This is a genomic window from Candidatus Chlorohelix sp., assembly GCF_037138995.1.
Taxonomy (GTDB): domain Bacteria; phylum Chloroflexota; class Chloroflexia; order Chloroheliales; family Chloroheliaceae; genus Chlorohelix.
Window position 1 is genome coordinate 152235 of the sequence record NZ_JBAXHI010000004.1, and the last position, 22438, is coordinate 174672.

The window sequence follows — 22438 nt, forward strand, 5'->3', positions numbered from 1 at the left end:
TTGACCGCGTCCCGTGGGTCGCGGTCATTTTATTAGAGGGGATTAATATATTTTTTGCGGATGTCGGCAAGCCTACGACTGAGCTTAAAGGCTTCTTGCTCGATTTCCTCAATACGATAGAGCTTTTTCTTTCTTTCGTTCTCAGGAGCAACGGCAAGTTCTTCTTCAAGGCGACGCAATAGAGCTTCAGGTTGGCGAGGCATACGCTTCAGGGCAGACAGTACATTCTTGACATTCGCCGCTTTCAACTCTACCTCCTCATCATCCTCTACCTCAAGCGTGAGGTCGGTGTTTGAAGGTTTGGGAGGATGCGTTGGAGTTGGAGAGACGGGTAACAACCAACCGATTTCTCTAGCTATTTTCATGATGTCAGCGCCGCTCAAGCAACGCTCAACCAAATGTTCAATATCTTGCAAAGACCTCTCTTTATTGAGCGCAACCAGCGTAAGAGCCAATGGTTGCACCTCAGCGGGTAGGCGAAAGAGTGGGCGAAATTGCCTTTCCTTCAAGCCGGAGGCAAGGTCTGACAGTTCTGGGTCTAGCGACTTGAAAAATTCGTTAACCTGCATCAAGCGTTGCAACTGCCTACGCCCAATACCAAGACTCGCTTCTAGCCTATCCCACACTCTCGCGGCAAGTTGGTTGGGGTGAATGTTTGGCTCGGTTTCCTTTAGTTGGCTGGCATATAGCTCTCTTAGCTGTGAAATCGCACGCGCCAATTCAAGCGCGGTCAAATCTTTGCGTTGCAGATTGGCAATTAATTGCTCGGAGAGAATATCGTGAGAAGTCCAAGCGCGTTTGATTTTCGCTTCAATTCGGGTATTTCCGGCAAGCACGGAGGCAAGCGCACGGCGATGCCCATCGGTGATAATATAGCGATCTTCACTTTCTTGATAACGCACCAAGATAGGCTGCAACACCCCATGCTCACGGATACTCTGCGCCATATTCTCAAGGTCAACAAGGCTTGAAGCTGCTACAGATTTTTCATCCTGCTGCGCGTTAGCTTTAAGATGGTTGAAAAATTGATGAACCGGAAGAAACCAATCCGCCCGCGCCTGCTCATTCTCAAATTCATCTACTAGCCCAAGCAACTGCCGCGGTTGGTCTCCTATAAATAGGAATTCAAGGTCGAGAGTCCGCACATCGGGCAAACTCTCCTCAGCAGCCACACCTGACATAATAGTAGTCAAGCTATCGACATTAAAGCGGGGTTTTTTAGCGCTTGCCACGAGCAATCACCTCCTCCGCCAAAGCGGCATATAGCTCAGTTATTTTGTGGCGCGGGTCATGCTCCAGAAGCGGTTGGTGCATCAGTTCCGCTTGTGGAATAACACTGCTACTCGGTATTTCGGTTTTGAAAACCAATGTGCCAAGTTGTTTGCGAACGGCATTCTTTACAGCAGTATAAACGTTGCCGCGTGCAGGTACGTTATTGAGCAAATAGCCCAACACATGCAGATTTTCGTGGTTTAGGGTAGCGCGAATTGCCTGTACCGTATTTGAGAATTGGGTTAGACCCACCACGCTCAATTCTTGGGGGCTGACAGGCACGATAATTTCTCGCGCCAACATTAGAGAATTTGTAACAATCAAGCCAAGGGTGGGTGGACAATCTATGAAGGTATAATCGTAAGTTTTTACGAAATCGGCTAGGGCGCGGCGGAAGAGGAACTCACGCCCCATTTCGTTTAGCGCATTCAATTCCCATACCGACAGGCGTGCGTCGCTGGGCAACAGGTCGAGGTTTTTCGTAACCGGAATAATAGTATCCTCCGGGCGTGCCTCGTCCTGCAACACATCCACCAATGTGCGGTTGTATTTCCTAGAACCTAACAAGCGCAAACTAGCGCTAGCTTCCTGCGGGTCAGTATCTATAATCAGCACCCTGAAATCACGACTCGCCATTTCAGCCGCGAGGTTAACCAAGGTAGTGGTTTTTCCCACTCCACCCTTTTGGTTCGCGCTGGCTATACATCTGTTCATTGCTTCGCGTGCTGGCACTGTTTTGTCCTTTACCAGATATAGGAATTACCTAACGGATTTGTTATGCACATCGCGACCCACGGGACGCGACCAAATGTTGTTCACTAATTGAGTAATCAGTAGAAAGGATAGCCATTCACTCTATATATTTTAGAACTCTTGCCTTGACCTGTCAATATAAATGTTCCCGGAATTTACATGTGTTTTTCAAGATAAAGGAACAATTAGCAGCAAAGTTACACATGAGCGGGAAATTATGGCATAAATTTTTCACTTGTCATGAGAATAGTGACCAATTTTTTGACTCGGTAGGTTATAATCATCATGAAAGCGACATATAGCAACAGCATAACGTTTATTGTATCAAAAAAGGTTTTAATCAGAAATGACCCAGCTTAGCAGGTTTTCACTAACCCAACGTATGGAGCCACTCGACCGGGTGGGGAAAGAATTTTTCCATTGGGGCTTGACTGAAAACCCCTTCCCCATTACTGGCACCAGCCTCCGCTTCTTTATGCAGAAGGGGCAATACCTGCAAGCAATTAACGCTGTCTCGGTGGTACTGAGAGAACGGCAGGGTCTCGCAGCGGTATATGGAGAAGTTGGCGCAGGCAAAAGCACCACCGCCAAGTTTCTGTACGACCGCATTGCTATAACCGAAGGTTATAAGGTTGCATACGTAGGTAATCCTAGCGGCACACCGAGTCAGGTTTTCTCCACCATTGTCCGCGAATTTGGGCTAGACCCGGTCAGCAATCAAGTGAGCCGTATGCAAGATCAATTACAGGCTTTCATTCTGGAAGAAACTCAGCTAAAGCTTAACAACATTGTACTACTAATAGATGAAGCGCAAAGTTTACGCAAGGAAGCACTGGAATACCTACGCCATCTCGGCAATTTCGAGCGAGGCGAAGAAAAATTGTTGCAGGTTGTACTGTTCGGTCAAACCGAGTTGATTGACATAATCAAACGGCGCGGCAATCTATGGCAGCGCGTGATAACTCACAGCTACCTCAATAAGCTAGGTGCATCCGAAGTTATGGATTTGGTAAATTTCCGGCTTCAGGTAGTGGGTGGCAACGTAAACGTCATTTTCGATGAAGGCGCGTTAGATGCTTTCGTGCGCTATAGCGATGGAATACCGCGTAACATTTGCAAAATCGGTTTCCACGCGCTGGTGCTAGGAGCGCAAAAGGATGAAAGCAAAATCAGCGAACATACTATTATACAGGCGGTAAAACTGGCAGGCTTAGATTAATTTAATGGTGGTGATGACAGCGAAACGCAACAACAATTCCAATACTGCCGGGACAAGGCGCGAATTGTGGCAGCAAGACGTAGGCGCGGACGAAGCTCCCACCGGGCGGCTCACTTGGATTCGCTCTGACCTGATAGACCCGAACCCACGCCAACCTCGCAAAACCCTTGACCGCGTGGCGTTAGAAGAATTGAAAGCCAGTATCGAAGCGCAAGGGATACTCCAGCCATTATTGGTGATGCGAGAAAAGCCCACCGCACCAAACGCAGATACTCGTTATACCCTTATTGCCGGACAACGTCGCCTTACCGCTGCGCGTGAGCTTGGCAAAAAGCTAGTACCTGCGCTGATTTTGAGCGAAACCGACCCTCAAGGTTCACTGCTCAACGCTATCACGGAAAATGTGCAACGGCGTGCGCTTGCTCCGTGGGAAGAAGGCGAAAGTTATTACATACTCGCCTCGGAGTTTAATATGACTCAGGCGGAAATCGCGCAACGGTTAGGCAAAAGCGGCGAGGCTGGCAGGGTCTATGTAGCCGAACGCATCTCTATTGCCGAGAATCTTGACCCAGAAGCACGCCGGATTTTATTGCATCAAATCGCTGGCGGTTTGTTAGATAATTCACAACTTGTAGCTCAGGCTACGCTTGGTGATTTTATTCACAATGTTGAGCCGGGTGGAGAACTCAGCTATGGCGTGGGAGTGGTGCGAGAGCTTTCACGCATTCCGAGAGAACGTCAGCGCGAAGCGGCAGAAGCAATTCGCACTCTGGAAACACAGTTAGGACGCAAGCCTTCCAGCAGTGAAGCCATAAAATTGCTTAAAAGCTATCGAGGCGTTAAGGCGCAACGGCGCGGCGGTGGAGAGTTAGGCGTTCGCGATTCAAAGCTTGTAATGAAAGAACATTCCAAACAAACCGAACAACCCATCCTGCCAGGTCTGAGCGAGGAAGCAGAGAACGAACCGAAGCCCTTAATACAACTGGCGGACCTTGAAATCATCCGTCGGTGGGGAGACAATGGAAAAGAAAAGCCGTTAAGCCGCGAAGAACTGATAACGCTATTGCGACAGGATTTAGAGCGGTTGGAAAGCGGCGACTGAAACCAAAATAAAAACAACCTCGTTTGCTTGGCGGCGAGAGGTTGTCCTTTTTCAAAGTTTAGCTTATAGCCGGGGGAATTACCCGATGCGGCTGGCTTGAGTTTTACCCGATGTGGGCATGCCTCTATTATACCCTGACCATGTCGCATGTCAAGCCTGTTTCATCTTCCTACCTCCGGTAGTTTATTAAGATATGTCTTTTTTACCCGAAAAATTGGTAGATTTAGCTGAAAGATAGGTTCTGGCGAGGTTATATGGGCAAACGTTCAATAACAGAACAACCTGATAAGGGCGATTATTCGTCCGATAAGTTCGAGTTTGCGGGGTTTTCACGCCCGGAAAGCAACTATTTCCGAATGCCCAACAACTGGACGGACATCACCGCCCGCATCAACAGCCTCGCCGAACTCAAAGTAGTGGAATATATTCTCAGGCACACTTGGGGTTTCCAAGAATTCGGCATCAAACGCCGCATCACCATTGACGAGTTTATATTCGGGCGCAAACGCATCGATGGTTCGCGCATGGATTTAGGCACACGCCTAAGCGAACAATCGGTACGCAACGGCTTGAAACAAGCCATCGAAGACGGCTTTATTTTGGAAGAGGTGGACACCCGCGACCTCGCCCGCATCAAAAAATATTACTGCTTACGTATGGTAGAACCCGCCCAACCAATTGATACAGATGAATGTATCGAGTTGGAAGAGCGAAAAATCAAGCATAACCGCAAACCAGTAGGGGTAAAAACTTTAGACCCCAAGGTACAAGTTTTAGACCCTGAAGCCTATGATTTAGACCTCAAGGCACAAAATTTAGACCCCCGGAGTCAAAACTTTAGACCTCGTACAGAGAAAGACAACACAAATAAACTGAATCAAAACAACCACCACAAACAGGCGGTGGTGGAGCAATTGTTGGTTGATTATGGGGTTTCGCTAGAAGTCGCTCGTGAAATCAGCCAACATGCCAGCCTTAAAACAGTGGAAAGCTGGATGGATTACGTTGACAACGCCGAAAGAGTACGCGACCGTCCCGCTTTTCTGGTCAAAATGTTACGCTCTACCGACAAGCCGGTTTCATCGCGACCCACGGGACGCGCTCAAAATAATGCTGGAATTAATTATTCGGCTTATACCAATCCGGACGGCAAATATCACTACTTGCTGAAAAACTCTAACAGCCTGTCCTATTCGGATGAGGAGTAATTGGTATTCTCTCAATAAATAGGGGCAAGCGCAGTGAAAATCTTCACAATTGAACCTAAAGTAACCCCAATTTTGCGGGTTCTCCCAGAATTATTGAAAGGATAAAGAAAATAATCACACAAGAACAGGAGCGTTTTGTGCCGCCCTTCCTTGAGCCTCAGTTCGCGTTATCAGAATCGTCGCGAGATTTTTCCATCGCCAATTTAACCAGAAGCTTTTGTAAATCACTCATATGGTACGGCTTTGGTAGTACCGCCTTGAAACCATATTGCTGATAATCAGACATTATGGGGTCATTGGAGTAACCGCTACAAACCACCGCCTGAACCTGTGGGTCAAGCTCTAACAGCTTTACCATAGTCTGTTTGCCGCCTAATCCACCCGGAATAGTCAGGTCGAGTAGCACTACATCGAAGGGATGTTTCGTTTCGAGAGCGGCACGATAAAGCTGGCAGGCTTCCTCCCCTTCTTCGGCTACCTCTACCTTATGCCCTAACCTCTGCAAATATTGCTTTACCAAAGTTCTCAGCAAATGTTCGTCATCCATCACTAATATTCTCATGTAAGCAGTTGTAGTTGTGGGAGCGTAACTCGAAACCGATGCAACCTGATTTATAGACAGTTCCGATTGTTGGTTGGAAACAGGCAGATAAATGGTAAAGGTCGTACCCTTTCCTACCACGCTTTCTACCTCCATATGTCCGCTATGTTGTCGGATGATGGAATGGCAAACCGACAGCCCCAGCCCATTACCCGATTTCTTGGTGGTAAAATAGGGGTCAAATATCTTGGAAAGATTTTCAGAGCTGATGCCCCCTCCCTCATCTCGCAAGATGACCTGTACATACCTACCCGCCGTCACACCCGGCAACGTGCCTTCCGCTAACTGCAAGTTCTTGGCTGAGATGGTAAGTATGCCCCCGTGCGGCATTGCCTGAACAGCATTCAATACCAAATTATGAACGACCTGCCCTAATTGTCCGGCATCTGCATCTACCGTGTACAAATCCTCTGGCAGTTCAAATACCGGCTTTACGCTCGTACCGTGTAACATAAAACGGGTGGCTTCTTCAATTATCGGAGGAAGCGCAATGGTTGTCTTAACCGGGCGACCCCCTTTAGCAAAGGTCAAAAGCTGTACTGTCAGTCCGCGAGCGCGGAGGGTAGCAGCTTGAGCCTGATTAATAAAGTCTTCCAGTTCGGTAGAATGGGGCAACTCGCTATTTTCAAGGTAATATTTACTGAGGTCGAGGTAGCCGGTTATCCCCGCCAGCAAGTTGTTAAAATCATGTGCCAAGCCCCCCGCGAACACGCCTAGCGATTCTAGTTTTGCCGATTTCTGCGCTTCTTGTTCCAACTTTAACTGCGCGGTAACATCCCGAAAGACCAACACTGCCCCAATAATATTGCTCTTTTGGTCTCGAATAGGGGCGCAGCTATCCATAATGACACGCTCAACCCCATCACGAGCTACCAGCAAGGTGTGGTTTTCCAACATAATTATCCGACCGCTATTTAGGGTTTCCCGGACGGGGCTTTCACGATGTTGGCGGGTTTCTTCATTCAAAAGGCTGAACACCGTATCCAGCGGAAGCCCGATTGCATCAGTGTGGCTCCAACCCGTCAACTCCTCCGCTACCCGATTGATGAGCGTAATATTGCCCTTCAAATCAGTGGTGATTACGCCATCACCGATAGAGCGCAGGGTCACGGAAAGCCGCTCTTTTTCATCCGCTAGTGCTTCATCCGCTTGTACCCGCTCTGTAATATCTATCACCACACCGCCTATCAAAGGCGGGTTGGATGAATCGCGGAGTGGGAATTTAGTAGTCAGCGCGTAGCCGGTAGAGCCATCCCCCCGTATATAAAGCTCTTGTGTTTCAAACGGTTTATCGGTTTCAAAAACTTTTAGGTTGTCTAAGCGGTACTGTTCCGCCATTTCTTCAGGGAATAATTCGAGGACGGTTTTACCTATAACCCGTTCCTTTTCATGCCCGGTCATGCGAGCGAAAGATTTGTTTACATAGCGAAACTCCCCTTCAACATCCGCTATCCAAGCAAGCATAGGGCTATTGTCCATAAAAGCTTGGAAACGCGCCTCGCTTCGGTGTAATGCTTCTTCAGCCTGTTTGCGCTCGGTTATATCGTGAGAAATTGCAGAGGCACCAATGATATTTCCGGCAGCATCCTTCAGCGGTGAAATGCTTAGCGAAACTTCAATCTCAGTGCCGTCTTTGCACAGGCGCAGCGTCTCATACCGATTAATATGCTCTCCTCGTCGAATAGTATCCAATAGGGGAGGCATTTCATCTTTACGATTTGGAAGAACCAACAGATTGATAGAACGCCCAATTATTTCCTCAGCGGTATAGCCATACATTCTGGTTGCGCCCTCATTCCAACTCAGAATTACCCCCTCTAGCGTTTTACTGATAATGGCATCCTCGGAATATTCCACGATAGCAGCCAGCTGCGCCTGCGTTTGAATGGCTTTTTTAAGCGCGGTAATATCCTGAAGCATGGATAGCATCACCGTTTCCCCGCCTAGTTCCACCAAATCAATGGAAATCAGCGTCTGAATTATTTGCCCATCTCGGCGCTTTAGAGACGTTTCAAGTGCATGAACGCTGCCCTCTTTAAGAAGAAGCTCTTGAAGCTGCTTTCTAGCTTCATAATCAGCCCACATACCCAGTTCGGCTGAAGTGCGCCCGATTATCTCCTCTTTGCTATAACCAAAAAGCTCTGCGGTATTATTATTAACATCGAGGATAAGACCTTCTGCGATAGTGGAAAGAATAGTCGCTATCGGGCTAGACTGGAATATTTTGGAGAATTTTGCCTCGCTCTCCTGCAAAGCCCTCTCCGCCAATTTGCGCTCGGTTACATCCCGGAAATAAACCGAAACCCCGCCTGCCGCCGGATAAACGCTGACCTCGACCCACTGCTGGAGTAAAACAGAAAAAGTCTCAAATTTAACCGGAATCTGCTCGGTAAGAACTTGGCGCAAATGCTGATACGGAGCCAAACCAACCATCTGCGGGAATATGTCCCAGATACGTTTGCCTAGCAAATCCTCTCGCCGCTTTTGCCACAATTGTTCGGTTTTACTATTTACATAGGTGAACCGCTCCTCGGAGTCCAGCGCGTAGAAAGCGTCACTAATGCTTTCGAGAATATTCACTGTGCGTAGGTTAGACCTCTCCAATGATTGCGCAGACCGTAGGCGCTCGGTAATATCCTGAAGTTGGGATAGCACAAGGGTTTTCCCGTTAAGCTCTAGTAACTCATAGGATGCTAGAGTGTGAATTACTTCTCCGTCCCGCCGCTTGAAAGAAACTTCAAACCCATTAAGATGACCATCTTTACGAAGACGTTCTGCAATATACTGTCTAGATTCGGGGGTAACCCAAATATCAAGTTCAACAGAGGTATGACCGACCATTTCTGTTCTGGTGTATCCGAAAAGCCCTAGAGTAGTGGTATTAACATCAAGAATACGACCTTCTGCGATGGTGGAAATAAAGGCGGCAACCGGGCTGGATTGGAATATTTTGGAGAATTTTGCCTCGCTCTCCCGCAAGGAAGCCTCCAACAGTTCATGTTCGGTTATATCGCGGAAGATGATGCTGGTTCGCGCTTCTCCATTAGCGTTGGTGAAAATTCTGGAAGCTAGGCCGACTTCAATTTTGACTCCATCCTTGCGGATAAAAGTCAGAACGCCCACGGCAAAGCCTTTTAGGATGCGCTGTTCCAGATATTCTGACAAGCGTGGATCGGATGTGTCCACTATGCCACCTCGACCCCCCGCTATTAATTCCTCTCTACTAAATCCCAGAATTCGGCAAGCAGCAGGGTTAGCGTCCAGAATGCCGCCATCCGGCGCAGTTAGCATTAAGCCGTCCATGCTGTTCTCAAAGAAAGTGTGGTAGATTTGCTCCGATTCTTGCAACAATCCTGTGGGTTGTGGGCTTTTGGGTATATCAATCTCTTTGCTCGCATCTTTCTGGAGAAAAACTAACAGCGAACCCTCAGCAGGATAAATTTGCACATCCAGATAGCTTTGCAACGGCGGGTAGTATTCCACAAAGTGGGCGGAGGTCTGTTCTTCCATAGCTCGCCGAAAATGCTGCTCAAATTGGGTATTGCCAAACGCTGGAAACGTACTCCAGAAATTTCCCCCCATTAATTCGGCGGCGTTACATATCAGCAGATTCGCCACAGATTGATTGAGATAGCGAAATTGCCAACCGGAATCAAGCGCTATGACAGCAGTTTGCAAATTATCCAACAGGGTAGGTAATATCATTCCGTTAGTAGGGCTAGAGTGCTGTAGAGGTGATTCTTGGTCGAATGGTTGGTGCATGTTAGACATAAACGTTAACTCTTTAAGGGGAGTAATAGCTAAAATATATTTGTTTGTATAAAAATTATAGCATATAGTACCAGTCCTTAAATAGTGTCAATCAAGGGTTGCTGCAAGAAACGTTTTTAGGCATGTAGCATGTGGTGTCCTTTTCAAATAAAAAAAGCACGCCCCTATACAGAGCGTGCCAAGCGTATTGCGTTATTATTGCTTCAAGAAGGTGGGGTAATTCTTCTCGGCAAGGTCGCCGATAATCGGCAATTTAACATACTTGCCGGACATCGACTGGATAATCATATAGATAATCAGTGCGAAGTAGCCCAAACCTACAAAGATACCAGCGATAGAAATAATCGTTCCGATAACCGGTATAAAGCCCAGTATAGCGCTGGCAATGTTCCACGCAAAAAGGGTTACACCCATGATAAAAGCTTGCATCGCGTTGAAGCGCACGAAGCGGTTTTGCTTCTCAATGGCGAGGATTACGATACCACCAACCAAAGAAAAGAGGTACGCCAGCAAACAGGCAATGTTGGGTTGCAAGCCGCTATTGTAAGGCTCGCTGATGTTTGGCTGCCCGCCCGGAGGCGCATAATAACCCTGCCCACCTCCATAGGGAGGTTGTCCGTATTGTTGCGGGGGTTGCTGTCCGTATTGAGGTGGCGGCGCGTATTGGGGAGGCTGGGGCTGCCCATATTGGGGTGGTTGCTGTCCGTATTGAGGTGGCGGCGCATAGGGAGGCTGGGGCTGCCCATATTGAGGCGGTTGCCCATAGGGTGGTTGACCGTTAGGCGGTTGCGGTGGCGGAGGACCGGGAGGGAACTGAGACATGGCTTTTCCTTTCCTTTAATGTTCCGAACAAACTGCTACCAATAGCGTCAGTTAAAATATAAGTTCTCTGATTAAAGATACCAGTTTATATTATCCGATTCTAACGCAAAATAATAGGGGTGCTTTAATCTCCCATCACACATTACGATACAACCGTGCCTTTTTATTATAGGCTATTTCTCAAATTGAACTATGAACTTTGTCACTTTTGACCGGAGTGGATACCGACTTATTGATATTCCCAATGCCTTTGATTAAATATTTATTGCCAACAACGTTGTGCAATTGGTAAGAATTTGCCTTGATACCCATTCACCAAAGTGCTACAATTTTCACGATTGCTTTACGTGCCTTTTTCCAGATATATATTTTAACGTGTTCAGGAGGATGATGTGGCTAGTCAGAAAGTTTATCGTACCGAGCTTAACCCGCTCCAATTCGTGCGTCGTAGTGCGCTTGTTTTCCCCGATAAAATTGCGGTGGTTCACGGGCAACGTCGCTATACCTACAAACAATTTGAAGAAAGAGTTTACCGATTGGCTAACGGTTTGCGTGCTGCTGGCTTGCAAAAGCACGACCGGGTTGCCTTTCTCTGTCCCAACATTCCTGCCCTGCTGGATGCACATTTTGGAGTGCCGGCAGCGGGTGGCATTCTGGTAGCGATTAACACCCGTTTGAGCGCACCCGAAATCGGTTATATCTTGCAGCACTCCGGCGCAAAATATCTGTTTGTGGATCGCGAGTTGCGCGGGTTGGTAATGGACGAGTATTTAGAGGGCGTACAGGTAGTGGTGGTGGAAGATACGGGCGAACCGGGCGATGCTTACGAGGATTTTCTCGCCGCTTCCTCCGCAGAACCGACCGTAAGCTGGCTTGAGGACGAAGAAGAAACCATCTCCATCAATTATACTTCCGGCACAACCGGACGACCAAAAGGGGTGATGTACACCTATCGCGGCGCCTTCCTGAATGCGCTAGGTGAAGTCATCGAAATCGGCATGAACTTTAACTCGGTTTATCTGTGGACGTTGCCTATGTTCCACTGCAACGGATGGTGCTTCACTTGGGCGGTTACGTCTGTTTCCGGCACACATGTTTGCTTGCGGAAAGTTGACCCCGATCTCATCTGGGATTTGTTCGAGAAAGAGGGCGTGACCCATTACAATGGCGCACCTACCGTTCAAATCAGCTTGGTCAATCACCCGAAAGCAAAGCCGATGGATCGCCAAATTACCGTAACGGTAGCGGGAGCGCCGCCTTCGCCCACCATTTTGGGACAATTGAAAGCTCTTAACTTCCGCCCTATCCATGTCTATGGCTTGACCGAAACTTACGGACCGTTCACCATTTGCGAGTGGCATCCCGAATGGAGCGTGCTTTCGGCAGAAGAACAGGCGCAGAAAATGGCAAGGCAGGGGCTTAGTTATCTGACCTATGATAACGTGCGTATTGTGGATGGCGAGATGGGCGATGTGCCGGCAAACGCCGATGTGATGGGCGAAGTGGTGATGCGTGGCAACGGAGTGATGAAGGGCTATTTCGAGCAGCCCGAAGCTACTACCGAAGCTTTCAAAGGCGGTTGGTTCCACTCCGGCGATATTGGGGTACGCCACCCGGACGATTATATCGAACTGCGCGACCGCAAGAAAGACATTATCATCTCCGGCGGCGAGAATATTTCGACCATTGAGGTAGAGCAGACTATCGCCAGACATCCGGCGGTACTGGAAGTGGCGGTAGTGGCAATTCCCGATGAGAAGTGGGGCGAGCGCCCGAAAGCCTTCGTAACACTCAAGCCGGGACAGAGCGCCACCGAGCAAGAGATTATTGCCTTCTGCAAGCAGAATCTTGCCAGCTTCAAAGCGCCCTCCTCAGTTGAGTTCGGCGAATTGCCCAAGACTTCCACCGGAAAAGTACAGAAGTTTGTGCTACGAGAGAAAGAGTGGGGCAACAAGAACAAGCGCGTGAACTAACGCGGAAAAGTGGACGCGCTCAAGGAACGGGAAATTCTTTGAGTGCGTACGGTTCACATTTTCGTATCGTCTCAAAAAGAGGGCTTACGAGGAAGGAACAAAGGAAGGTATAATAGAAACCTATGTTAGAAGAACTAGACCCCAGTAAAATAAATGTTAATAAACCAACGATAACGTAAAGCTAAGGAGCTTACGGCACGTATGCTAAGCATGAGTCTTTTAGAAGAGATGTCTCATTCTAAAACGGGTCAGGTGGGTGGGAATTCTGCTCAATATGCTACAATAACGCGAAGTTTTCTCAGGTCATATGCTAGTGAATATTGGAGGCGGGAGCATGTTTCAGCCCAACAAACCTTTCTACCAAGTAGAAGAATATCTCTGGCAGGAGCAAAGAGCCAAAATTAAAAACGAATATTTCGATGGGCAGATTTATTCGATGGCTGGCGGTAGCCCGGAGCATAGTCAGATTCAAGCTAATATCATCCTAGAACTGGGTACACTTTTACGAGGTAAAGATTGCCGAGTATTAACCAGCGACCTTAAAATTGGGGTGGAAAATAAGGCTGAGCTAAAAGTGCGAAGTGGGCAGAAAAAAAGCAGAGATTTTATCACCTACCCGGATGCCAGTGTGATTTGTGGTCAACTGCAATTTTATCGTGGAGATCGTTTCACGGTTGCCAACCCACTTATTCTGTTTGAGGTACTCAGTCCCTCAACTCGCAACTATGATACCAGCTTCAAATTAGAGCATTACCAGCGGATTACCAGCCTAAAAGCCTATATCATGCTTGATTCTGAGAGTATTTGGGTGCAGAGTTGCCAGCGGATCGGGGATGAAAACCGCTGGATTCTGGAAGAGTCTTTGGAAGATTTAGAAGACGTGCTACGGTTGGAAGCTTTAGGTCTGGAAATACCCCTAAGTCAGCTATATGAGCGGGTAGAATTTGAGGAATAAGTTAAGGTTGGTTTTTGCTAAGGAAATTGAGATAAGTCTTGTCCGTCTGCACGAGGGCATTGCCTTTGAAGAAAATGAGTAAAACCTTTGCGGCATACTCTTGAGCAGGGAAAATACGTTTGGACAAAGGACATATAGGTTCAAACGAGGGGTCAAATCCCTCGTTTTAGTTCAGGGCTTATTCCGCCTTCTCTTTAGACTTTGCCTTTTTTGCCTTCGTCTCTTGCACATTTTTGTAGCGCAAAATTTCGTAGCGAACTAGCTGTAACTTTTCGCCGAGTTCAGTATTGCCTTCCTCTACCATTTGCTCGCTCAGGGTATCAATGACTTCCAAAAGTTCCTCATCGAGATAAGGCTCATTAAGGCGCAGCACTTTGCGGCGGGTGATGGGGTCGTCGCGGGTTTCGATTAGGGCGTTGATAAGTTGCAGACGCGCCATATCTTCCAGAATTTCCTGCGTACCCATGCCTTCTTGCACCGCTTGAACCATTGCGATTACCACATCAAGGCTGCTGACAACGGTAGGGCGCAAGAGATATTCCGGCAACAGTTCGGCGGCTTGCTCCTGAGTGAGCGCGGAAAAGCGGGTATAGGGTTCTTCCTCACTGGGCGGGGAGGCGGCAGCGTCCGGTTCGGGAAACTCAATGCCCATGCGCTTGGCAATGTCGGTAATGGCGGTTTCGTAGGGCAGGCGTAAGGCATCGGCAATATCTTCTTGCGACATCTGCGCCACTCCCGGCACATATGCCACCAACAATTGTCTTTTCCCGTCATGGAAAACCAACGGCAGCGGCAAAATATTATCCGCCATGCAGTTGGGGCAAGTTTCGCGGTTGATTTCATGCACCAACAATTTCGCGGTTAGCTCTGTATCAAGCGCATCGAAGTAAATAACGCCATCCTGTTCCAGTTCAGTTTCGCAAGTTCCGCAGTTAAAGCGGCAGATAGCTTTCACAGCCATTTAGTCAATCCTCTTTTGCATGTCAGATAATTTCATGTGCTTTTTTGCTCAAGTCCCTTGTCTTAACTCAAGACTTCCCAAATTCATCGGGTGGGTGGTAATAGCTGACTCGCACCCGCGAGATGTCTTCGGTGTAACCCTCCGGCGGGAAATCGTAGCGGGTAATAGATGCATGTTGCGGGTACAAATTGGGCTGGCGAATACTTGCCAACTTGATGGGCAGCCCCACAAAATGAGCGTGAGTCACCACCACCGGGTCGCCATGCGAGACCGCCAGCACCTGCTTACCGTGATATTCTTTCAAGGTACGTTTAAAAAAGGTTAGCACCCGCGCCAGCACATCGTTCAAATCCTCGTCATCGGGCGAGGCAATCGGTTCATAGAAATTATAATCGCCCAATTCGCTCTGCAAGCGACCCTGATATTGGGTACGCACTTCCAGCAGCAATTTGCTCTGACGTAATTGCAGGTGCGGGTAACATTTTGCCATAATCGCGATAGTCTGTCGCGCTCGCAACAATGGCGAGGAGTACGCCGCCTCAATAGGTTGCCCACACAAGAACTTCCCTGTGATAGCGGCTTCCTTGCGCCCGGTTGCGCTCAACCCGAAACGTGGCATACGCCCGTAGAAGATTGCGCTGGGATTATAAACCTCACCGTGTCGTGCCAACCAGATTGTGCCGCCCGCCCCGATTTCTTCCGCGCTTAAGCCTTCCGGTTCTGTATGTAAGCCGGAGTAATTAAATTTGCCTTGATTATTCATCGTCGTCTGCTATGTTTGTGCTGCTTTCGCCCCGCCCGATATTCCAGCGCAGGTACGCTTCCATAAAGCCGTCAATTTCGCCATCTAATACGGCGGTGGTATCGCTTGTTTCAAAGCCTGTGCGGTGGTCTTTTACCATGTTATAAGGGTGTAACACATAGCTGCGAATCTGGCTACCCCATCCGGTTGGGCGATGTTCGCCTTTCAAACGTGCCTGTTCTTCCTCGCGCCGCTCAATTTCGCGCTCCAACAACCGCGCCTTCAACATCTTCATTGCCATTTCGCGATTCTGTAGTTGTGAGCGTTCGTTCTGGCAAGTTACTACGATACCGCTTGTTAGGTGAGTCATCCGTACTGCGCTATCGGTCTTGTTGATGTGCTGACCGCCCGCGCCGGTTGCCCGATAAGTATCCACTCGAATATCTTCCTCGCGTACCTCGATTTCGATGTTGTCCTCTACTTCGGGTAGCACTTCCACCAGCGCGAAACTGGTATGGCGGCGGTGATTGCCATCAAACGGGCTGAGGCGCACCAACCGATGCTGCCCTGCTTCTGAACGCACCAAACCGTAGGCGTTGCGCCCGTCTATTTCAAGCGTTGCGCTTTTGATGCCTGCTTCCTCACCGGGTGATAAGTCCACCAACTGCACCTTGAAGCGTTTTTTCTCAGCCCAGCGCGAGTACATACGTAAAACCATTTCCGCCCAATCCTGACTGTCGGTGCCGCCTTCGCGTGCGCTAATGGTGAGCAGTGCCGTGCGGTCATCATATGGTCCGTTGAACATCAAGTCGAACTCGCGCTCGCCCATTTCGCGCTGCAACTCTGCTAGGTCTTTTTGCAATTCGGCGAACGAGATATCATCGTCCTCCAGTTCTAGCAATTCTAGCAATTCTAGCGCGTCCAGAATACGCTGCCTGTACTCACTCCAGAAAGTGGTTTCTTCTTGCAAGCCAGTGAGGCGGCGCATAGTGCTTTGCGCTTTCGCCTGCTCATCCCAGAAGCCCGCTTCGGTGGATTCGCTTTCGAGTTTGGTTACTTCCTTACGTTTGTTAGGTAAGTCAAAGACGCACCTCGATTTCCTCGACCCGCTCTTTGAGGTCGTTCAATTGAGCTTTCAATTCGTTATAATCTGCCATTTTATCCCTTATTTTTCAAGCAATGTTAGTGATACCCAGCCCATTTTTTGCGTGGGCGGTATCTTTCCAAGTACATTATCCGCCCCGTTTAGCACAGTTCAGACGGGTTTGAGTAGCCATTCGCGGCTCTGGATAAAGCCCATGCTTGCCAATCTACTGAGCAGATAAAACTGCCGGGTGTTGGCATGGGCAAAGGCGCGACATGTTATGCTATATCTTTTTTATGAGCGGTTAGATAAATACCGCTTTGCTACCACGCTTCATATCCCACCTTTTCCGGCGATACATGCATCAAAAAATTTTGGGCGAAAACTACATCGAAGCTTTGGTTGGCAAAGGGCAATACCTCAACGCTGGCGCGTAATGCTGCTCAAATTATCTCATGTCTCATAATTCCTAACGACACTCGATTATACGCGCTGCTCCTTTGAGCGTCAACCGCGCGAAAATGATGGTTGAGTATGGAGACAGGGATAACCCACAGCTTTAATCAAAAATGGTTAGAAATCATCAAATCAACTAATTTGGCATATATAACTAAACTATTATTGGGATAATACTGGTGTAAGCTCGCCAGCCCGTTTTCTGAAGACCGCTGTAGCCCTATCATATAGCCTCAAAACAACGTATTTTTGTAGCATTAATCAGCATGTTATAGTTTGTGACATGCTATAATATATTAAATTAATTGGAAATAAAATAAACTAATATATTCAGAAAGTGTAATTGTAGATTAAACACATACCTAAAAATGAGCTTCTATTAACTTTTAGTTATCAAAAAGTGTTGTTATAGAAATTCTAGCGCTAATTCTTTGTTCTTTTAGATTATAGGAGAAGGTTATGGCTAACATGGGTTTGGATAAAATTGGCTCGATACTCTCATCCGTTGAGATTTCGACTCGTGCCGGTATCTCAAGATTCCCGGCTCCCATCAGGGCTTTTCTTGAACCGCTCGTGAAGCCTGATTTTATGGCAGTGCTGTCCCGCAATGTAAAAGCTCCAAGAATTGGGCTTTATGGTGCGGTAGGTTCGGGTAAGCCCGGTATTATCAATGCAATAATGAACGAGCGGGTACTACTGAAGGATGAGGAGAATGCTCTTCCGGTTTTGCTGGAGTACACCAGAGATACTTGGCCCATCAAATTTGTAGATATACCCACCGCAGAGGGCTGGAGTGAATTTTCACGCACCGAGCAAGTAATCGAGGAGATTATTGCTAATAAGATTGATATTTTGTTGGTGGCAAAGCCTGCCGAAAACTTCACTTTTTCTCAAGATGATATTACCTTTCTGTTGCTCTTGCGAGAAGCCTATCTGAAGCAATTAGGTATCGAGCTTCCTATTATACTGGTGGCAAACAAGGCTGACCCGGATAATGAGATACCTATCTCTCTTGACTCAATCTCCTTTCTTACCAATACTTACGTGCCGGTTTGCACCACTTGGAATAACCGAGTAGATGACCGCTATAATATCGAAGAATTGGTTATGGCAGTTTATGATAAATTGCCGGAAGTCTCCAAAGTAAGCTATGCTGCCGGTTCCTCCATACCCTCTCTGAAAATCAGCTTGGCTAAAAATATAACTTGGACGACTTCGCTGGTGGCAGCGGCAGTTTGTTTTGCCCCGCTTCCGGGCGCGGATGCCGCCAGCATCTATAACTTTCAAGTGAATTTGGTTGATTTAGTCGGACGCATTGGCGGTAAATCAGGAACCGGCAAAAATGATGCCACCGATTTTGTACGCTATTTGCGCCCTTATGGCATAAGCGATACCATGAATATGGTGACTAACCAGTTTGCCAAAATCACCGGTCCGCTTGGCTTGCCGATTAGCCTGACCACCGCTGCCAACGCCATTGGTTCAACTCTTGCTATCGGCGAAGCGGCAATCTCCTATTATATCGAGGGGGCGAAAATCGAGAAAACCAAAGACATTTTTGCAAAAGAAGACGAGCGCTACAAGACCAAGTTCAAGAAGGGCTTTTCCATAAGAGCAAACCGCAATAACCCTGCCGAAGGTTTTATTGTATTCAAGAGAGTTGGCGATGAATATAAAGCCGGTGCTGCGCCAGTGTATCTGGTAGTCGAGCGTTAGTTTTCTAATAATCGGCAGGGTAGGGCATTCTGCCTTATCTTGCTGATGTTATTACATTTTTCCGCAAAGGGCGGGAATTTTCGGCTTCAAGACCCCACTTGACCTGTTGGTGAAGGGTGGTAAAATGACCCAAGCGCAGTCCGGTGAAGGCTGCTGCCGCTTTAGCCAACGGGTTTATTTACAGCGTACCATCCGGCGATGGCTCCCGCAAAAAGCCATAAACCCTTCAAAGCGGTTGATATTCTATGATTTGTGCGGACAGGGTGATTTTACTCCTTGTCTAAATTTTTGAAGGAGGGTTTTTGCAACAGTATGTAATCCGGCTCAAGCCCGGTAAAGTTGCGCTATTGGTAGCGGGGCTATATTTGACGATAACACTGGCGTTGCTGTGGCGCATCCCATCATTAAACCCACAACTGCAAACCCTTCCAGACCGCCTTTTTGCCTTTATCCACCCCGGTTCTAACTGGGATTCTAACGGTGCGCGACCTTTCAATTTGGAGAAAATCGGCTACGATGGGCAGTTCTTTTATGATTTGGCTTTGAACCCTTTGCAACCGGCAACCCAACTAGATAGACCATCCTATCGGGAGGCGCGTTTGCTTTATCCGCTGGTAGTGCGCTTGTTATCGTTGGGACAGGCTGAATTGGTGCCGCTTATGCTGCTGTTGGTCAATTATGGGGCGATTGTGGCAACCACTTTTCTGTTGGCGCGTATGTTGGCGCGACTGGGTTCAGCCCCAATATGGGCGTTAGGTTACGCCCTCTGGCCCGGTACCTTGTGTGCCTACCTCTATGATTTGAGCGAACCGTTATGCTTTCTTCTTATAACGCTGGCATTAGGACTTTTCCTGACGCGCCCCGGCGCGGTGTGGCGCATCGCGGTGTTGCTGCTTTTAGCGAGCCTGACTAAAGAATTGGGTTTGCTGTTCGGCGCGGGTTGGTTGCTATACTATCTGAACCGGAGAGAATGGACAAATCTGGTGAAATTGGGGGTTGGCTGGCTGCTACCCTATGCCTTATGGCAAGGTTTTTTGCGGCTGTGGTTAGGGCAAGATGGCTTGAGTGCAGGGCATCCCTTCAACCTTTTCCCCTTGTCAGGTCTATGGAGCGCGGAAAGTTACCATCCACCTTTGGAAGAGCGGTTCACTATAATTCTGGCAACTACCGTACCCTTGCTGTGGCTGTGTTGGCGGTTGCGCCCCTTCTGGAACCGTAAATTGGTCAGGTTTAGCGCGGTTTATGGCGACTTGCTAATGCCGCTGTTGTTGTGTCAGGGTGCGTTTTTGCTGTTCTTGCCAACCGCCAGCTATATATATCTGGTGGATCATGCTCGCAACGCTACAGGTTTGCTGCTGGTGATATACCTGCTGCCCACTACGTTTTTTAGGCGGTTGCAAGTTTATTGCTTATTGGCAAGCGTGTTTTTAAGCGCATGGGTTTTAGGTATGTACTTTGTTAGCGGCAATGCTTTTATCTAGCTAATTTGAGGGTGCCTAACTTTGTACTTTGAGCGCAGGGGCGGTTACAAAGTCGGAAAAGGGTGTGCCTCCTCTTTATCCCCCATTGTTTTGGTGTTCGGGGCGTTACTTACCTACAGGCTGCCGAATAATGGTTTTCATCTTTTCGGCGGCGGTGCGGCGCGGGTCGCTCAGGTAGATTTCGTGGTGCTTGCCGCGCAATTGGTAGCCCTGCGCGTGGATATATTGGTGCAATTTCTGGATGGTGGGCGGCTCTGCTTCGTAAGGACCAAGGTGCATGATTTGCGCCGCCAAGCCTTCATGATAAGTTTCCAGCCGTACTTGTCGGATTGTATCCAGCCCCTTCTTCTTGAAAGCCTCGGTACTGGCTCTTTCCAATGCAGCAGGTGTAACTTGCGGCGGTTGCATAATCATTAATGTCCACTTCCAACCCGCTTTACTCTCCATGTTGAATTGGGACATATCATCCATCCACCACAGCCCTTGCAGCGGTGCAACGCTATATTCAACCGGTTCAGGCTCTTTTTTCAGGGCAAATTTCAGGGTGTAGGACAGCGAATAGAGCGCCTCAACCGCTGCGTTGAACTGTGCTGAAGTGTTGGGGTCGCCCTCACCATCAATCATCAGAAAAGGCAACGGCGGCACGTTCACTAGCGCGGCTTCTTTGGCGGAAGGGTTGAAAAGCTCTTTCATTTCTTTCTTGAAATCGAGAACGGGCATGGCAACCTCCTTTGTAAGAATAGTTTTTAATTATTTTCTGCCAAAACCTTTTTCCAATTGCCCCTGACTGAGGTGAATCATAGTGGGGCGACCATGAGCGCAAGCGCGGGGATTCTCGCAGCGTTCGAGTTGGGTAATAAGTTCGCGCATTTCTTCAGTGTTAAGGGTTTGTCCGGCGCGTACTGCCGCATGACAGGCGAGGCTGGCGGAGAGTTTATCGCGCCAAGAACGGGGCAGGTTGGTATCCGGTTCGTGCAGCAAATCGCTGCTGGAAGGGTTGCAACCGCCATCGCGCATACCTTCCGCTTCGTCTAGCATCTCTCCTAGACTCTTGATAGCATCGCGCCCGAACAGCATTGCCGGAACTGCCAACAAGCGATAGGTCAGGTCGCCAAACGGTTCAAGCTGAAAACCGAGTTCTTCCAACTCGTGGCGGTGTTCCTCATTTTCCAACATTAAGCGTTGGCGGGGCGTGAAATCCAGTAGCATCGGTTCAAGCAACAGTTGTGACTCGACTCGCTTGCCGTTGACCAACGCCTGAAAACGTTCGTACATCACCCGCTCATGGGCGGCATGCTGGTCAATCAGGTACATGCCATCAGGTCCTTCCGCCACAACATAAGCGCCGCTAACTTGCCCTATCACTCGCAGCAGGGGCAGACGCGGTTTAGTCATCACCGAATGTTCCGGCGCAATCGTAGGTGCGAATTGCTGCAAGGTTATCGCTTCGGGCGCATTTGAGGGCGGAGCAAAAGCCGCCTCGTCCATTAAATCCACACCCGCCGCGTTGTGGGGCAAATCTAGCGTTGCCTGAGTTTCGACATCAGGGATAGCGCTTTGCCCTTCTTCGGAAGGGGCGTACAGGCGGTCAAATGTTTGGAACAAACCGGCGCGAGGTGGCGTGGGCGGGGCGGCAAACGACCAAGCGGGGGTTTTGGAACCCGCCACCAACGCGGCGCGTACCGCTTTTTGCACTGCTCCAAAGATGCGCCGCTCATACAGAAAGCGCACCTCCGTTTTGGCAGGATGTACGTTCACATCCACTTCGGCGGGGTCAATCTCAATTAACACCACACAAGCGGGGAAACGTCCGCTCATAATCAGGCTGGTGTAGGCTTCTTGCACCGCATAGGTCAGCAAGCGACTTTGTACCCAACGGCGATTGATGAAAAATTGCATGAAATTGCGATTGGGCTTGCTGGCGGAAGGGTCGGCGGTAAAGCCCGTCACCGCTATATGGCTTTTGCCTTCCTCAAGGCTTTCCTCATCTTCGGGTAGAATCGGCAACATCGCTTGCGCTAGTTCTGCGCCGTACACCTTGCTGATAGCATCGCGCAAGTCGCCGTTGCCGCTAGTTTGCAGTACGGCGCGTCCTTCGCTCGCCAGCGCGAATTTTATCTCAGGGTAAGCCAGCGCGTAACTGTTTAGGATGTTGAGAATATGCCCTGCTTCGCTGGTGCCACTACGCGACCATTTCTGACGGGCAGGCAAATTATAGAACAGGTTACGCACAGTGATAATCGTGCCGGGGGGCGCCCCAGCCGGGCGATGGTAGGCACGTTGTCCATCCTCAAAAGCGATTTCGCTGCCGCTTTCCTCGAT

At 48.7% G+C, this 22438-nt stretch carries 17 protein-coding genes; 8 read left to right on the forward strand and 9 right to left on the reverse strand.

Annotated elements, in window-relative coordinates; translation table 11 throughout:
* Window positions 1-32 precede the first annotated feature (32 nt).
* Window positions 33-1232, reverse strand: coding sequence for a ParB/RepB/Spo0J family partition protein (locus WCK19_RS03570; protein WP_342395986.1), 1200 nt, complete (start codon window positions 1230-1232; stop codon window positions 33-35).
* On the reverse strand, window positions 1219-2004 hold the full coding sequence (locus tag WCK19_RS03575) for a ParA family protein (RefSeq protein WP_342395987.1): 786 nt from the start codon (window positions 2002-2004) through the stop codon (window positions 1219-1221). Before WCK19_RS03575 ends, WCK19_RS03570 begins: the two co-directional genes overlap by 14 nt.
* A 367-nt stretch (window positions 2005-2371) precedes the next feature.
* On the opposite strand from WCK19_RS03575, the gene WCK19_RS03580 reads away from it, so the two are divergent.
* The 3 genes from WCK19_RS03580 to WCK19_RS03590 all read left to right on the forward strand — a co-directional run bounded on the left by WCK19_RS03580 (window position 2372) and on the right by WCK19_RS03590 (window position 5554).
* Window positions 2372-3244, forward strand: coding sequence for an AAA family ATPase (locus WCK19_RS03580; RefSeq protein WP_342395988.1), 873 nt, complete (start codon window positions 2372-2374; stop codon window positions 3242-3244).
* 13 nt (window positions 3245-3257) lie between these two features.
* Complete coding sequence (locus WCK19_RS03585) at window positions 3258-4346, forward strand: ParB/RepB/Spo0J family partition protein (RefSeq protein WP_342395989.1); 1089 nt, start codon at window positions 3258-3260, stop codon at window positions 4344-4346.
* Between the two features lie 254 nt (window positions 4347-4600).
* Window positions 4601-5554 carry a hypothetical protein gene (locus tag WCK19_RS03590; protein ID WP_342395990.1) on the forward strand — a complete coding sequence of 318 codons (954 nt, stop codon included), beginning with the start codon at window positions 4601-4603 and terminating at the stop codon, window positions 5552-5554.
* 157 nt (window positions 5555-5711) lie between these two features.
* Here WCK19_RS03590 and WCK19_RS03595 read toward each other — a convergent pair whose 3' ends face one another.
* Together WCK19_RS03595 and WCK19_RS03600 are read right to left on the reverse strand one after the other, a co-directional pair.
* Window positions 5712-9926, reverse strand: a complete 4215-nt coding sequence (locus tag WCK19_RS03595) for a PAS domain S-box protein (RefSeq protein ID WP_342395991.1) — start codon at window positions 9924-9926, stop codon at window positions 5712-5714.
* A 195-nt stretch (window positions 9927-10121) separates the two neighbouring features.
* Window positions 10122-10748, reverse strand: a complete 627-nt coding sequence (locus WCK19_RS03600) for a Tic20 family protein (protein WP_342395992.1) — start codon at window positions 10746-10748, stop codon at window positions 10122-10124.
* Window positions 10749-11140: 392 nt separating this feature from the next.
* Here WCK19_RS03600 and WCK19_RS03605 point away from each other — a divergent pair, with 392 nt between their 5' ends.
* Both WCK19_RS03605 and WCK19_RS03610 read left to right on the forward strand, forming a co-directional pair.
* Window positions 11141-12721 (forward strand): acyl--CoA ligase family protein, encoded by a 1581-nt coding sequence (locus WCK19_RS03605; protein WP_342395993.1) that lies wholly within the window; start codon window positions 11141-11143, stop codon window positions 12719-12721.
* 334 nt (window positions 12722-13055) lie between these two features.
* Entirely contained in the window at window positions 13056-13676 is a 621-nt protein-coding gene (locus tag WCK19_RS03610; protein WP_342395994.1) for a Uma2 family endonuclease, read from the forward strand.
* Between the two features lie 178 nt (window positions 13677-13854).
* Here WCK19_RS03610 and WCK19_RS03615 read toward each other — a convergent pair whose 3' ends face one another.
* The 3 genes from WCK19_RS03615 to prfB form a co-directional block, all read right to left on the reverse strand.
* Window positions 13855-14637, reverse strand: a complete 783-nt coding sequence (locus tag WCK19_RS03615) for a CpXC domain-containing protein (protein ID WP_342395995.1) — start codon at window positions 14635-14637, stop codon at window positions 13855-13857.
* A 67-nt stretch (window positions 14638-14704) separates the two neighbouring features.
* Entirely contained in the window at window positions 14705-15400 is a 696-nt protein-coding gene (locus WCK19_RS03620; protein WP_342395996.1) for a histidine phosphatase family protein, read from the reverse strand.
* Window positions 15393-16536 (reverse strand): peptide chain release factor 2 gene (gene prfB, locus WCK19_RS03625; RefSeq protein ID WP_342395997.1). Its coding sequence is split into 2 segments (ribosomal slippage): window positions 15393-16460 and window positions 16462-16536, totalling 1143 coding nucleotides; the frame shifts between segments, so codons are not numbered across the junction. Before prfB ends, WCK19_RS03620 begins: the two co-directional genes overlap by 8 nt.
* 842 nt (window positions 16537-17378) lie before the next feature.
* Here prfB and WCK19_RS03630 point away from each other — a divergent pair.
* From WCK19_RS03630 to WCK19_RS03640, 3 genes are all read left to right on the forward strand, one after another.
* Window positions 17379-18635 carry a hypothetical protein gene (locus tag WCK19_RS03630; protein WP_342395998.1) on the forward strand — a complete coding sequence of 419 codons (1257 nt, stop codon included), beginning with the start codon at window positions 17379-17381 and terminating at the stop codon, window positions 18633-18635.
* Between the two features lie 124 nt (window positions 18636-18759).
* Entirely contained in the window at window positions 18760-18927 is a 168-nt protein-coding gene (locus WCK19_RS03635) for a hypothetical protein (RefSeq protein WP_342395999.1), read from the forward strand.
* Between the two features lie 10 nt (window positions 18928-18937).
* Window positions 18938-20116 carry a hypothetical protein gene (locus WCK19_RS03640; RefSeq protein ID WP_342396000.1) on the forward strand — a complete coding sequence of 393 codons (1179 nt, stop codon included), beginning with the start codon at window positions 18938-18940 and terminating at the stop codon, window positions 20114-20116.
* A gap of 105 nt (window positions 20117-20221) precedes the next feature.
* Here WCK19_RS03640 and WCK19_RS03645 read toward each other — a convergent pair whose 3' ends face one another.
* A complete protein-coding gene (locus WCK19_RS03645; protein WP_342396001.1) occupies window positions 20222-20836 on the reverse strand; it encodes a GyrI-like domain-containing protein in 615 nt (204 codons plus the stop codon).
* 30 nt (window positions 20837-20866) lie between these two features.
* The coding region (gene mutL, locus WCK19_RS03650) for a DNA mismatch repair endonuclease MutL (RefSeq protein ID WP_342396002.1) at window positions 20867-22438 on the reverse strand (1572 nt) is incomplete at its 5' end.